This window comes from Piscinibacter gummiphilus, assembly GCF_002116905.1.
In the GTDB taxonomy this organism is placed as follows: domain Bacteria; phylum Pseudomonadota; class Gammaproteobacteria; order Burkholderiales; family Burkholderiaceae_C; genus Rhizobacter; species Rhizobacter gummiphilus.
In genome coordinates, this window is the sequence record NZ_CP015118.1 from 5,135,254 (window position 1) to 5,147,490 (window position 12,237).

Here is a 12,237-nt window from a genome sequence, read left to right on the forward strand (position 1 = left end):
TGATGTCGCATCAGCGGGGAGCTGCGCGAAGGCACGCGATCACGGTGCGAAGAGAGGGCAGATGCCCGTGCGTTGAACAAAAAAAAGGCACGTCGAAGCTTTGACGCGCCTTCCAACAAAACGTATGGCAACTGCTTGTTGGGGTTTCATTGTAGCCAAAAGCACCCCGCTGAAAACCGCGCCATTGCTTGATTGTGCGTCGTTGCAAGTCACCAACAGCAAAATCCGTCCACAGTTTATCCACAAATGCTTGTGGGTAGCCTGGGGATAGTTGACGGGTCTGCGACTCCTTGCATCGGCCAGCAGTAAATGCCTGGCCGGGCGCTTCAATTGTATCGGATTGGCGGCTGAATTCCGGGCCGTTCAGTTCGGGTTAGTCACCGCAAACTTTCATGATGCGGGAATCGACGACCGATGGCCCGCCGACTTTTTTTTGTGACGACCCTGACCCCATTTCGTCTCGTGGCAAATCCGGGTAAAGCAGTCGGGTGCATGCCCTCACGGGTTCGGAGGGCATGCGCCACGACATGCCGGTGTCACTTCGAGGGCGGGATGCGCACGTACTGCGCCCACTCGTTGCGCAGCAGGGTCACCGACAGCGGCTTCGCCTTGTCCGACTTCCCGACCACGGCCTCGAACTGCTTCAGGTCGCCGAGTTCGGTGTCGCCGACCGCGAGGATCACGTCGCCCGCGCGCACGCCCACGGCCTCGGCGCCTCCGCTGACCGACACCACCTTCACGCCGCCGGACACACGCGCGGACTGCCGCTCGGTATCGCTCAGGCCCGAGACCACGAGGCCCCACGCACGCGCGGCCTGCGAGCCCTTCGACTCCGGCGGCTCGGCACGTTCGGCCGGCGCGGCGGCCTGCTGCGCGGGCATCTCGGCGAGCGTCGCCTTGATCTCGAGCGGCTTCCCGCGGCGGTTGATCTGCAGCACGATGGGCGTGCCCGGCTTGATGACGCCCAGCGCGCGGCGCAGCTCGACCGGGCCGTCGATGGGCTTGCCGTTGAGCGCGAGCACGATGTCGCCCAGGCGCAACCCCGCCTTCTCGGCCGGGCCGCCCTTGACCACCTGGCTCACGAACGCGCCGCGGTTCTTGGTCTTGCTCAGGCCGTACTCCTCGGCGGCCTCACGGGGCACCTCGGTGGGCAGGATGCCCAGGTAGCCGCGCACCACGCGGCCGCCGGACTTGAGCTGGTCGGCGATGCGCATGGCCTCGTCGATCGGGATGGCGAACGAGATGCCCACGTAGCTGCCCACGGGGCTGTAGATCTGCGAGTTCACGCCCACGGCCTCGCCGCGGATGTTGATCAGCGGGCCGCCCGAGTTGCCGGGGTTCACGGCCACGTCGGTCTGGATCAGCGCGACCTCGGAGCCGGTCTCGCGCGACTTGGCGCTGACGATGCCGGCGGTCACGGTGTTGTCGAAGCCGAACGGCGAGCCGATGGCGACGACCCATTCGCCCACCCGCAGGCGGCTCACGTCACCGATGCGCAGCACCGGCAGGCCGGTGGCGTCGATCTTGACGAGGGCGACGTCGGTGCGTTCGTCGGCGCCCACGATCTTCGCCTTGAACTCACGCTTGTCGGTCATGGTCACGTAGACCTCCGACGCACCGGCGATCACGTGCGCGTTGGTCATCACGTAGCCGTCGGCGCTCAGGATGAAGCCGGAGCCTTCGCCACGAGGCACCTCGTCGCTCTGCTGCAGCGACGGCGCGCGGCGGCGGAACGGCAGGCGCGCCCCGTCGGCGCTTCGTTCGGTGGTGCGGATGTTCACGACGGCCGGGCCGACCTTGTCGACCAGGTCCGCGAAATCGGGCAGTTCGCGCGCCTGCGCCTGGGCGCCGGATGGCAGCACCAGGGCCGACAGGCCGAGCACGGCCCCGCTGGCCAGCAGCAGGAGGCCGCGGCGCATCGACGCGAGGCCGGTCGACACCGAACCGGGGAAGGGGCTGGATGGCATGGATGAATCCTCGTGGCTCATGAAAACGAAACAACGGATCGAACGGACACGGCCGGGCGGTCACCCGCCCCTCGCCCTTGCCATTCCGCCGCGATGTTGCCCGAATTCCAGCGCCCGCCCGCGACCGGCGGATTACTTGCGGCGCTCGAGGGCTTCGGAGAACAGGCGCAGCGTCGGGGCCGGCACGTCGCCCATCAGCGTGACCCACCAGTCGGACTGGCGGTGCATCAGGGTCTGGGTGGCGCCGATGGCGGTGTTCATGGGGCGCGGATGGCGCTCGGGGTTGTACGGCTCGATGAAGATCGACACGGAGGTCAGTCCGTCGGTGAAGACGGCCTGCACGAGCTGGGGCTCATGCCCCGCGGCGGGCGACTGCGCCCGCAACGGTCCGTCCACGGGCCGCTTCACGCAGCTGACCAGGCGGAAGCCCGGCACCTTCGTCTCGAGGTGCCATCCCTCGGCCTCGAGGGTGGTGGATGCCGCGCCGGGCTGGAGCACCTTGTAGCCGTCGAGCTTGCGGATGGGCTGCATCATCGCGTCGACGGACGGGTGCACGCCGATGGCCACGTCGGAGAACGCGGAGGACTCGAGCACGCCGCCGCGCTCGCCGAGCACCTCGGTGCGCAGCAGCAGGCCCGTGGCCGCGTCGGACCACAGGCGGTAGCCATAACGGTGACCATCCTTCGGGCGCAGCGAGAGCACGTTCGCCTCGCGGCCGGCGACCCGCTCCTGCCCGACGGCGCGCAGGTCGTAGTACTCGGCCACGCGGTCACCACCGGCCTGCAGCAGGCCGGGGAAGGAGCTGAGCTGGTCACGCTGCTCGACCATCGCGATGCGGCGCTGGGGCCACACGGTGTGCACCTGTTCGTTGTGACGCACGATGTGGCGGGCCTGGCCATCGAGGGCATCGATGCGCTCGAACTGGTCGCGCCCTTCGCAGTAGTGCGTGATGCGCGAGCTGGCGACGGCGCCGCCGCTGCTGACGATCACGGTGCCCTGGTAGCTCCGCTTGTTCGCGGCTTCCTGGATGCGGTACAGCCAGGCCTTGGCCTCGCGCTTTTCCACGAGGGCATCGCCGCTGTTGAGCGCGCTCTGCGCGTGCACGAGGTGGGCGGGGAGCGCCGCCACCCAGAACAGGGTCAGCCAGGACAGTCGGAACCGCGCGGAAGGCGTCAGCATGAATCAGCGGCCCGCCGTCGCGGTGTTGTTGGTGATGGCAGCTGCATTGCGCAGGAAACCCGACGGCGCACCGGGGCCGGAGCTGCCACCGAACTTCTTGTGGGCGGCGAGGTATTCGTCGAGGCGCGCGTCCCGGATCAGCTTGCCGTCGAGCACGATCTGCGGGCTGTCGGACGGGAGATCGAAGCCCGGCACGTTGCTCGCGCCAGGCGACGCGGCCAGCGTGATGGACGACGGGGTGGAGCGGACGCCAGCCATCACGGTGCCGCCGGCATCGGCGCCACCGGGCAGGCGGGTGACGACGAGCACGCTCGCCACCACGGCGAAGCCCGCCATCACGGCCGCGGGCGTGCGCCAGTTGCGCCAGACGGCGTGGCCACCGGCCTGGGCATTGGCCACCGCCGGCAGCGGATGGGGTTCGGCCACCTCGGCAGCGGGCCGGGGCGCGAGCACCACCGGCTCCTCGGCCAGCTTCGTGCGCAGCGCGGCCAGGAAGTCGAGGTCGCGGGCCGCCGGCGCGGCGAGGTCGTCGGAGCGCAGCACGTCGCCGATCAACTGGTAGGTGTGCCACGTCTCTCGCGCGTCGGCATCGTCGCGCCAGCGCGCGCACGCGCGGGCCACCTCGGAGGCACCGAGTTCACCATCCATGAGCGCCGACAGATCGTCCATCGGCGGCAGATTGCCTTCAGAGCGTTGCGACATCACCATCTCCAACCATCAAACCACACCCAGCGGCCACCCGGAGGCGGCCCCCTTCATCTTTCGAGCCCATGACGGCCCCGGAGGGCGCCGTCACCAGCGCTCCCCTTCCCGCGTGTCGAGCAGCGGCCGCAACCGCTGCGCGATGGCCTCCCGTGCCCGGAAGATGCGCGAACGGACGGTGCCGATCGGGCAATCCATCAGTTCGGCGATCTCCTCGTAGCTCAGGCCCTCGATCTCGCGGAGCGTGATCGCCTGCCGGAGGTCGTCGGACAGCGCCTCGATCGCCGCGTTCACCGCGGCGGCGATCTCCTTGCTGGCCATGACTGCTTCGGGCGTCTCGCCGTCGGTTAGTTCATTCTCCACGCGGGAAGTTTCATCGTCGTCTTCCCGGGATGCGCGCGCGGATTCCGTCACGATCGGATCCCGCTTGAGGCCCACGAGGGCCTTTTTCGCGGTGTTGACCGCGATGCGGTAGAGCCAGGTGTAGAACTGGCTCTCACCGCGGAACTGCGGAATGGCCCGGTAGGCGCGGATGAAGGTCTCCTGGGCGATGTCCGGCACCAGGTCGACGTCGCGCACCATGCGGCCGATCAGGCGCTCGATGCGGCGCTGGTACTTCACGACCAGCATCTCGAACGCCTTCACGTCGCCGCGCTTGACTCGCTCGATGAGGGGGGCGTCTGCGTCAGGGGTGCTCATACAGGCGCAATCAGAAGTCGGCGGCCAGCCGCGGGGCGGACGGGCGGGCGGAATGGAGCGAGCAGCGCAGCGCGTGCCACACCGACTCGTGCCCGGCGCGCTGCACCGGCAGCCACCGGGCGAACCGGGCGCCCTCGGGAAGGAAACGCAGCAGCAGGCCGCTGCCCGCGTCGAGCGCGACCGTCACCGAACCGGGCTGGCCGTCGAGGAACCAGGCCTGCGAATCCCAGCGGAGGTGGAACGGCGCAGGCGAGCGGCAGGCCCACGCCGCAGCGGCCAGCGCCAGCATGACCCAGGCGAATCCGAAAGGTTCCATCGAAAAGCGGGCCCACGCCCAGGCGGCAGCCGCCCCGACGGCGGCCACGGCCGCCATCAGGCACAGGCCGCGCCAGACGCCGAAGCGGGACACGGAGAGGGAGACGGCCGGAGGCGCCTGCATGGGCCGCGCGCGGCGCCGCGCTCAGGCGCGCTTGAAGACCAGGGTGCCGTTCGTGCCGCCGAAACCGAAGTTGTTCTTCACGGCGTACTCGATCTTCATCTCCCGTGCGGTGTTCGCGCAGTAGTCCAGGTCGCACTCGGGGTCCTGGTTGAAGATGTTGATCGTGGGCGGGGCCACCTGGTGATGGAGGGCCAGCACGGTGAAGACCGATTCGATGCCACCGGCACCGCCGAGCAGGTGCCCGGTCATCGATTTCGTGGAACTCAGCACCATGTTCTTCGCATGGTCGCCGAAGGCGAGCTTCACCGCGTTCGTTTCGTTGACGTCGCCGAGCGGCGTGGAGGTGCCGTGGGCGTTCAGGTACTGGACCTGGTCGGCGTTGATGCCGGCGTTGCGCAGGGCAGCCTTCATCGACCGCTTGGGGCCGTCGACGTTCGGGGCGGTCATGTGGAACGCGTCACCGCCCATGCCGAAGCCCGAGAGCTCGGCGTAGATCTTGGCGCCACGCTTCTTCGCGTGTTCGTACTCTTCGAGCACCAGCACGCCGGCGCCCTCGCCCAGCACGAAGCCGTCGCGGTCCTTGTCCCACGGGCGCGACGCCGTCTTGGGATCGTCGTTGCGGGTGGACAGCGCCCGGGCCGCGGCGAAACCGCCCACGCCCAGCGGCGACACCGTGGATTCGGCGCCACCGGCGATCATCACGTCGGCATCGCCGTACTCGATGAGGCGGCCGGCCTCACCGATGGAGTGCAGCCCGGTGGTGCACGCCGTCACGATGGCGAGGTTCGGGCCCTGGAACCCGAACTTGATGGAGACGTGCCCGGAGATCATGTTGATGATCGAGGCGGGCACGAAGAAGGGGGACACGCGGCGCGGGCCGCGTGCCGTCAATTCGGCGTGGGTTTCCTCGATCATCGGCAGGCCGCCGATGCCCGAACCCACGATGCAGCCGATGCGCTCGGCTGCTTCCTCACTCAGCGCGTCGCCCGTGGGCAGACCCGCGTCCTGCACCGCCTGGATGGATGCCGCCAATCCGTAATGGATGAAGGTGTCCATGTGGCGGGCTTCCTTGGCCGGGAAGTAGTCCTCGACATTGAACCCCTTCACTTCGCCCGCGAAACGGCAGGCCAGGTTCGACGCATCGAACTTGGTGATGGAGTCAATGCCGGAACGCCCGGCCAGGATGTTGGCCCAGCCTTCGGCCACCGTGTTGCCCACGGGGCTGATGAGGCCGAGGCCAGTGACGACGACGCGACGACGGGTCATACGCTTGATGCAGTGATTGGAGGACGAGGCCCTCAGGCCTTCTGGTTCTTCAGCGCGTAGTCGATCGCGAGCTGGACGGTCGTGATCTTCTCCGCTTCTTCGTCGGGGATCTCGATGCCGAACTCGTCTTCCAGCGCCATCACCAGTTCCACGGTGTCGAGAGAGTCGGCGCCCAGATCGGCCACGAAGGCCTTCTCGTTGGACACATCGGCCTCAGGCACGCCGAGTTGCTCGGCAATGATTTTCTTCACACGTGCTTCGATATCGCTCATGACTCCTCCAGGAGGGTTTGCTTGGACAGCCCGAGATTCTACGGCTTGTGAGGTGTCTGCTTCGAGACACCCCCAGGACGTGCCGGTCGGGCTTGAAAACCGGATGAAACGGACGCCATTCCGGCGCCCGGGTTCAATTCATGTACATGCCACCGTTGACATGCAGTTCGCTGCCGGTGATGTAGCCGGCCTGCGGGGAAGCGAGGAACGCCACCGCATGGGCGATGTCCTGGGCCGAACCGAGCCGGCCGAGGGGGATCTGCCCGAGCAGGGAGGCGGTCTGCGCTTCCGACAATTCCTTGGTCATGTCCGTCTCGATGAACCCGGGGGCCACGCAGTTGACGGTGATGCCGCGGCTGCCCAGCTCGCGAGCGAGCGAACGGGTCATGCCGGCGACACCCGCCTTGGCGGCGGCGTAGTTCGCCTGGCCGGCGTTGCCGCTGGCCCCGACGACGGACGTGATGTTGACGATGCGGCCGTAGCGCTGCTTCATCATCGGCTTGATGGCGGCGCGGCTGGCGCGGAAGACGGCCTTCAGGTTGGTGTCGAGCACCGCGTCCCAGTCGTCGTCCTTCATGCGCATGGACAGCGTGTCGCGCGTGATGCCTGCGTTGTTCACCAGCACGTGCAGCGCGCCGAATTCCTTGACGATGCCGTCCACCGCGGCGTCGAGGCCGGCGGCGTCGTTGACGTTCAGCACGATGCCGCGCGAGCCTTCGTGGCCCGCGAGGCCCTGCGTGATGGCCTGCGCGCCGGCTTCGGTCGTGGCCGTGCCGATCACCTTCAGGCCCGCCTTGGCCAGCGCGACCGCGATGGCGCGGCCGATGCCGCGCGATGCGCCCGTGACCAGGGCCACCTGCCCCACCACCGAAACTTCACTCATGACAGCATCCCCTTTGCTTCGGCCAGCGAGGCCGGATCGAACAGCGGCGCTCCGGTGGCGTCCGCCTCGATGCGCTTGACCATGCCGGCGAGCACCTTGCCCGGACCGCACTCGATGACGTGGAGGATGCCACGGGCGCGGATCGCCTGGACCGTCTCCACCCACCGCACCGGGCCGAAGGCCTGGCGGTAGAGGGCGTCGCGGATGGCGGCCGGGTCGGTCTGCACCGCCACGTCGATGTTGTTGATCACGGGAATCACGGGCGTTGTGATCGCGGTGGCGGCCAGACGTTCCTTCAACCGGTCGGCCGCGGGCTTCATCAGGCTCGAATGGAACGGGGCGGACACCGACAGCAGCAGCGCGCGCTTGGCGCCCTTGGCCTTCAGCACCTCGCAGGCCTTCTCGACCGCGGCCTTGGTGCCGGCGATCACGATCTGCTTCGGGTCGTTGAAGTTCACGGCCTCGACCACTTCGCCCGCGGCGGCGGCCGCCTCGGCGCAGCCGTCGCGCACGGCCTGGGCGTCGAGCCCGAGGATGGCGGCCATGCCGCCCGCGCCCACCGGCACGGCTTCCTGCATCGCCTGGGCGCGGAAGCGCACGAGCGGCAGCGCGTCGGCCAGCGTCAGCGCGCCGGCGGCGACCAGCGCCGAGTACTCGCCGAGCGAGTGGCCGGCCACCACGGCGGGCTTCAGGCCGGTCTCGGCGAGCCACGCACGCAGGTTCGCCACCGCGGCCGTCAGCATGACGGGCTGCGTGTTGGTGGTGAGATCGAGGGTTTCCTTCGGGCCCTGGGCGATCAGGGCGCCGATGTCCTCGCCGAGGGCCGACGAGGCTTCGGCAAGGGTCTCACGGACGGCCGGGTGGTCGCCCCACGCGTCGAGCATGCCGACGGTCTGGGAGCCCTGGCCGGGAAAAACGAATGCAAACGGAGTCATGCCAACACTTCCTGTTGTGTGTTCTGGGTCACGCACGCGGCGGGACGGGTTCAGCAGTGAGTGGACGCTACAGGTCCAGCAGCACCGCACCCCAGGTGAAACCGCCACCCACACCTTCGAGCATCACGGTGTCGCCCGGCTTGATGGTGCCGGCCCGCACCGCCACGTCGAGGGCGAGCGGAATGGAGGCGGCCGACGTGTTGCCGTGTTCGTCGACGGTGACCACCACCTTCTCGAGCGGCAGCTTCAGCTTCTTGGCCGTGCCGTGCATGATCCGGATGTTGGCCTGGTGCGGCACCAGCCAGTCGATGTCTTCCTGGGCGCGGCCGGCCTTGGCCAGCACCGAGCGGGCCACGTCCTCCAGCACGCCCACGGCGAGCTTGAACACGGCCTGGCCGTCCATCTTGAGGAACGGATCGCCCAGCACCTGCCCGCCCGAGACGGTGCCCGGCGTGCAGAGGATGTCGGAGTGGCGGCCGTCGGCATGCAGCTCGGTGGCGAGGATGCCGGGGGTGTCGCTCGCCGACAGCACCACGGCGCCGGCGCCGTCGCCGAACAGCACGCAGGTGGTGCGGTCCTTGAAGTCGAGGATGCGCGAGAAGACTTCGGCGCCGATCACGAGCGCATGGCGCGCGGCGCCCGTGCGGATCATGGAATCGGCCACCGTCATCGCGTAGACGAAGCCCGAGCACACGGCCTGCACGTCGAACGCGGCGCAGCCCACGATGCCCAGCTTGCGCTGGACGATGCAGGCGGTGGACGGGAACACCATGTCCGGCGTGGACGTGGCGACGATGATCAGGTCGATGTCGGTGGCGGCGAGGCCAGCGGACTCGATGGCATGGCGCGCGGCTTCGACGGCGAGGTCGCTGCAGGCCACGTCGGCTTCGGCGAAGTGCCGCGCCTTGATGCCGGTGCGGGCGATGATCCACTCGTCGGACGTCTCGACACCGTCGGCGGCCAGTTGCTCGGCGAGCTGGGCGTTGCTCAGGCGCTTCGGCGGCAGGTAGCTGCCGGTGCCGGAAACGCGCGAATAGCGGGCAGAAGAAGATGAGGTCATGCAGCGAGGGCGTCGCCCGCGTCCGCGGGAGGCTCGGAGGAAGCGGCCGCGGCGGGCTGGCTCCGGAGCGTCTCGTGGATCTGGTCGTGCACCCGATCAAGCAAACGATTGCGGGCCGCATCATAAGCCCGATTCAAGGCCTGCTCGAACGAGAAGGCGTCGGCCGACCCGTGGCTCTTGAAGACGAGGCCCCTCAGGCCCAGCAGCGCGGCCCCGTTGTAGCGGCGGTGGTCGGCCCGGGCCTTGAACGCCTTGAGCACCGGCATCGCGATGACGGCGAGGGCCTTCGTGAACAGGCTGCGGCTGAATTCCTGCTTGATGAGGCTGACGATCAGGCTCGCCATGCCTTCGGCGGACTTCAGCGTCACGTTGCCCACGAAGCCGTCGCAGACGACCACGTCGGTGGTGCCCTTGAAGATGTCGTTGCCCTCCACGTTGCCGTGGAAGTTGATGTCGCCCCGCTCGCCGGCCGCGCGCAGCAGCTGGGCGGCGCGCTTGATGACCTCGCTGCCCTTGATGGCCTCCTCGCCGATGTTCAGCAGGCCCACTGTGGGATCGGACTTGCCTTCGACGGCGGAGACGAGCGCGCTGCCCATCACCGCGAACTGCAGCAGGTGCTCGGGCGTGGAGTCGACGTTGGCGCCCAGGTCGAGCACCGTGGTGAACCCGTCGCGGATGTTGGGCATCACCGTGGCGATGGCCGGGCGGTCGATGCCGTCCACCGTCTTGAGCAGGTAGCGGGCGACGGCCATCAGCGCGCCGGTGTTGCCGGCGGAGACGCAGACGTCGGCCGCGGCACGCAGGCCTTCCGCACCCGGCTTGACCTGGCTCAGGGCCACGCGCAGCGACGAATCCTTCTTGCGGCGCAGCGCCACCTCGACCGGGTCGTCCATCTCGACCACCTCGGTGGCGGGCACGACGCGGCAGCGCGGCCACGACGCAGCCTCGGCCAGCGCATCGGCGCGTCCGACGAGGATCAGTTCCGCATGGGGATGCGCGGCCAGGAAGGCGCGGCAGGCCGGGAGGGTGACGGATGGGCCGTGGTCGCCGCCCATGCAGTCGATGGACAGGCGGACGGTGTCGAGGGCTGTCAGCGCAGGCGAAGTCATCGGGGTGCGAGCGAAGGCGAGCGGCGAATCATCGTCACGGAAACACACAAGCCCGGCAAGGCGGTTCAGCGCAGGCCGGGCAAGTGGTGGGAATCAATCAGTTTGCCCGATCGCAAGCGCCGTGGCTTGCGGCCGGACAAGGGCGACTGCCTTCAGGCGTCCGCCTTGGTCTTGAGGACCTTGCGCCCACGGTAGAAACCGTTCGGGCTGATGTGGTGACGCAGGTGCGTCTCGCCCGTGGTGGGCTCGATCGCGGTGCCCGGGGTGACCAGGGCATTGTGCGAACGGTGCATACCGCGCTTGGAAGGCGACTTCTTGTTTTGCTGAACGGCCATGAAAAGCTCCTTTGGTCTCCTGATCTCTTTCGCAGGAGCCAGGGGGTTTGTTGCACACCGCGGCAATCATGTCGGCCCGGAACACTCCGGAGATCCGCTGCGCGCGTGTTGGAAAGCCCGAGATTCTAGCATGCCCGATCGGACCTGCGCGAATCCCGGATGCCAATGATTGATCAGTTGGGCAGGCCGCCGCGCTTGAGGGCGGCCAGCTTGGCGAACGGGTTCGGGGCCGCTTCCTCGGGGAGGTCGTCGGCGACCACCGGGATCGGGTCGGGGCAGACGTCGTGCCGCGGCACGATGGGCAGCTCGAGCAGCAGCTCGTCCTCCACCAGCTCCCGCGCATCGAGCGCGCGAGTGAGCGCCAACACGTCGTCCTCGCTGTCCGCGTCCAGGTCGGCCGCGGCGTCCTCGCCGTGGACGAACTGGAACGACCGCTCGGCAGCCAGCGCCTCGGTCATGGGTTTCAGGCAGCGCTGGCATTCCAGCTGCACGGTGGCGTGGGCGACGGCATGCAGCCACACCTGCGATTCGCCGCCCTGGGCGGCACGCAGTTCACCGGTGAGGCGCCAGGTGACGGCCGGCGCGGAGGCCACGGTGCCGGGCAGCACGGACTCGGCGAGGCGCTCCAGCTCGGCGAGGGGCCACTCGCCCTCGAGGGCGCCACCGTCCTTGGCGAAGGCCGCGACGTCGAGGCGCAGCGGGTCGAACTCTCGGGATTTCATGTCCGGCATTTTAGATCCCGCCCTCGCGACGGGGTCGCCCCGACCGGCGGTGGGACAATCCCCCGATGCAATCCCCTCACCGCCTGATCCTCGCGTCCACGTCGCGCTACCGCCGTGAACTGCTCGAGCGGTTGCGCCTCCCGTTCGACGTGGAGCCCCCGGACGTCGACGAGACCCCCCTCCCCGGCGAACAGCCCTCCACCCTCGCCCGCCGCCTGGCCCGCGCCAAGGCCGCCGAGGTGGCCGCGCGCTTCCCCGGCGCCATCGTGATCGGCTCCGACCAGGTCGCCGACCTCGACGGCCTGCCGCTCGGAAAACCCGGCACCCGCGAACGCGCCATCGAGCAGCTCTCGGCCATGCGCGGCCGCACGGTGCGCTTCCACACGGCCGTGGCCGTGCGCTGCGTGGCGAAGGCGGTCGACACGAACGAACTCGCCACCGTCACGGTGCGGTTCCGCGACCTGGGCGACGCCGAGATCGGCCGCTACCTCGACCTCGAACAGCCCTACGACTGTGCCGGCAGCGCCAAGGCCGAGGCCCTGGGCATCACGCTGCTGTCGGCCATCGAGTCCGACGACCCCACGGCCCTGATCGGACTGCCGCTGATCCGCACCTGCGCGCTGCTGCGCGAAGCCGGCCTCGACCCCCTGAACCCCTGATGTTTCCCAC

The 12,237-nt window shown here is 68.8% G+C and carries 14 protein-coding genes; 1 reads left to right on the plus strand and 13 read right to left on the minus strand.

What is annotated here, in order from left to right; translation table 11 throughout:
- Positions 1-536: 536 nt before the first annotated feature.
- The 13 genes from A4W93_RS23460 to A4W93_RS23520 all read right to left on the minus strand — a co-directional run bounded on the left by A4W93_RS23460 (position 537) and on the right by A4W93_RS23520 (position 11,568).
- On the minus strand, positions 537-1,967 hold the full coding sequence (locus A4W93_RS23460) for a Do family serine endopeptidase (RefSeq protein WP_085752916.1): 1,431 nt from the start codon (positions 1,965-1,967) through the stop codon (positions 537-539).
- Positions 1,968-2,099: 132 nt separating this feature from the next.
- Positions 2,100-3,146, minus strand: a complete 1,047-nt coding sequence (locus A4W93_RS23465; protein WP_085752917.1) for a MucB/RseB C-terminal domain-containing protein — start codon at positions 3,144-3,146, stop codon at positions 2,100-2,102.
- A gap of 3 nt (positions 3,147-3,149) precedes the next feature.
- Positions 3,150-3,848 (minus strand): sigma-E factor negative regulatory protein, encoded by a 699-nt coding sequence (locus tag A4W93_RS23470; protein WP_237357610.1) that lies wholly within the window; start codon positions 3,846-3,848, stop codon positions 3,150-3,152.
- A 90-nt stretch (positions 3,849-3,938) separates the two neighbouring features.
- On the minus strand, positions 3,939-4,547 hold the full coding sequence (gene rpoE / locus A4W93_RS23475) for an RNA polymerase sigma factor RpoE (protein ID WP_085752918.1): 609 nt from the start codon (positions 4,545-4,547) through the stop codon (positions 3,939-3,941).
- 10 nt (positions 4,548-4,557) lie between these two features.
- Positions 4,558-4,986: a hypothetical protein gene (locus A4W93_RS23480; RefSeq protein WP_085752919.1), complete on the minus strand. Its 429-nt coding sequence runs from the start codon at positions 4,984-4,986 to the stop codon at positions 4,558-4,560.
- A 21-nt stretch (positions 4,987-5,007) separates the two neighbouring features.
- Complete coding sequence (gene fabF / locus A4W93_RS23485) at positions 5,008-6,252, minus strand: beta-ketoacyl-ACP synthase II (RefSeq protein WP_085752920.1); 1,245 nt, start codon at positions 6,250-6,252, stop codon at positions 5,008-5,010.
- 32 nt (positions 6,253-6,284) lie between these two features.
- On the minus strand, positions 6,285-6,524 hold the full coding sequence (acpP, locus tag A4W93_RS23490) for an acyl carrier protein (protein ID WP_056664864.1): 240 nt from the start codon (positions 6,522-6,524) through the stop codon (positions 6,285-6,287).
- Positions 6,525-6,657: 133 nt separating this feature from the next.
- Complete coding sequence (gene fabG / locus A4W93_RS23495) at positions 6,658-7,407, minus strand: 3-oxoacyl-ACP reductase FabG (protein ID WP_085752921.1); 750 nt, start codon at positions 7,405-7,407, stop codon at positions 6,658-6,660.
- Positions 7,404-8,342, minus strand: coding sequence for an ACP S-malonyltransferase (gene fabD / locus A4W93_RS23500; RefSeq protein WP_085752922.1), 939 nt, complete (start codon positions 8,340-8,342; stop codon positions 7,404-7,406). The genes fabG and fabD overlap by 4 nt, the downstream gene beginning before the upstream one ends.
- 67 nt (positions 8,343-8,409) lie before the next feature.
- The gene (locus tag A4W93_RS23505) at positions 8,410-9,402 is read right to left on the minus strand and encodes a beta-ketoacyl-ACP synthase III (protein WP_085752923.1); all 993 of its coding nucleotides are present in this window, start codon (positions 9,400-9,402) and stop codon (positions 8,410-8,412) included.
- Positions 9,399-10,511, minus strand: coding sequence for a phosphate acyltransferase PlsX (plsX, locus tag A4W93_RS23510; RefSeq protein ID WP_085752924.1), 1,113 nt, complete (start codon positions 10,509-10,511; stop codon positions 9,399-9,401). Before plsX ends, A4W93_RS23505 begins: the two co-directional genes overlap by 4 nt.
- Before the next feature lie 152 nt (positions 10,512-10,663).
- Positions 10,664-10,846 carry a 50S ribosomal protein L32 gene (gene rpmF, locus A4W93_RS23515; protein WP_085752925.1) on the minus strand — a complete coding sequence of 61 codons (183 nt, stop codon included), beginning with the start codon at positions 10,844-10,846 and terminating at the stop codon, positions 10,664-10,666.
- Positions 10,847-11,019: 173 nt separating this feature from the next.
- Positions 11,020-11,568: a YceD family protein gene (locus A4W93_RS23520; RefSeq protein WP_085754297.1), complete on the minus strand. Its 549-nt coding sequence runs from the start codon at positions 11,566-11,568 to the stop codon at positions 11,020-11,022.
- A gap of 65 nt (positions 11,569-11,633) precedes the next feature.
- On the opposite strand from A4W93_RS23520, the gene A4W93_RS23525 reads away from it, so the two are divergent.
- A complete protein-coding gene (locus tag A4W93_RS23525) occupies positions 11,634-12,227 on the plus strand; it encodes a Maf family nucleotide pyrophosphatase (RefSeq protein WP_085752926.1) in 594 nt (197 codons plus the stop codon).
- The last annotated feature ends 10 nt before the right edge of the window (positions 12,228-12,237 follow it).

Bases quoted from the DNA above. Each gene is read 5' to 3' on its own strand.
- A4W93_RS23480 (WP_085752919.1), bottom strand. From the start codon at position 4,986: ATGCAGGCGCCTCCGGCCGTCTCCCTCTCCGTGTCCCGCTTCGGCGTC.
- A4W93_RS23460 (WP_085752916.1), bottom strand. From the start codon at position 1,967: ATGCCATCCAGCCCCTTCCCCGGTTCGGTGTCGACCGGCCTCGCGTCG.
- plsX (WP_085752924.1), bottom strand. From the start codon at position 10,511: ATGACTTCGCCTGCGCTGACAGCCCTCGACACCGTCCGCCTGTCCATC.
- A4W93_RS23520 (WP_085754297.1), bottom strand. From the start codon at position 11,568: ATGAAATCCCGAGAGTTCGACCCGCTGCGCCTCGACGTCGCGGCCTTC.
- A4W93_RS23525 (WP_085752926.1), top strand. From the start codon at position 11,634: ATGCAATCCCCTCACCGCCTGATCCTCGCGTCCACGTCGCGCTACCGC.
- fabD (WP_085752922.1), bottom strand. From the start codon at position 8,342: ATGACTCCGTTTGCATTCGTTTTTCCCGGCCAGGGCTCCCAGACCGTC.
- acpP (WP_056664864.1), bottom strand. From the start codon at position 6,524: ATGAGCGATATCGAAGCACGTGTGAAGAAAATCATTGCCGAGCAACTC.
- fabF (WP_085752920.1), bottom strand. From the start codon at position 6,252: ATGACCCGTCGTCGCGTCGTCGTCACTGGCCTCGGCCTCATCAGCCCC.
- A4W93_RS23470 (WP_237357610.1), bottom strand. From the start codon at position 3,848: ATGTCGCAACGCTCTGAAGGCAATCTGCCGCCGATGGACGATCTGTCG.
- fabG (WP_085752921.1), bottom strand. From the start codon at position 7,407: ATGAGTGAAGTTTCGGTGGTGGGGCAGGTGGCCCTGGTCACGGGCGCA.
- rpmF (WP_085752925.1), bottom strand. From the start codon at position 10,846: ATGGCCGTTCAGCAAAACAAGAAGTCGCCTTCCAAGCGCGGTATGCAC.
- A4W93_RS23505 (WP_085752923.1), bottom strand. From the start codon at position 9,402: ATGACCTCATCTTCTTCTGCCCGCTATTCGCGCGTTTCCGGCACCGGC.
- A4W93_RS23465 (WP_085752917.1), bottom strand. From the start codon at position 3,146: ATGCTGACGCCTTCCGCGCGGTTCCGACTGTCCTGGCTGACCCTGTTC.
- rpoE (WP_085752918.1), bottom strand. From the start codon at position 4,547: ATGAGCACCCCTGACGCAGACGCCCCCCTCATCGAGCGAGTCAAGCGC.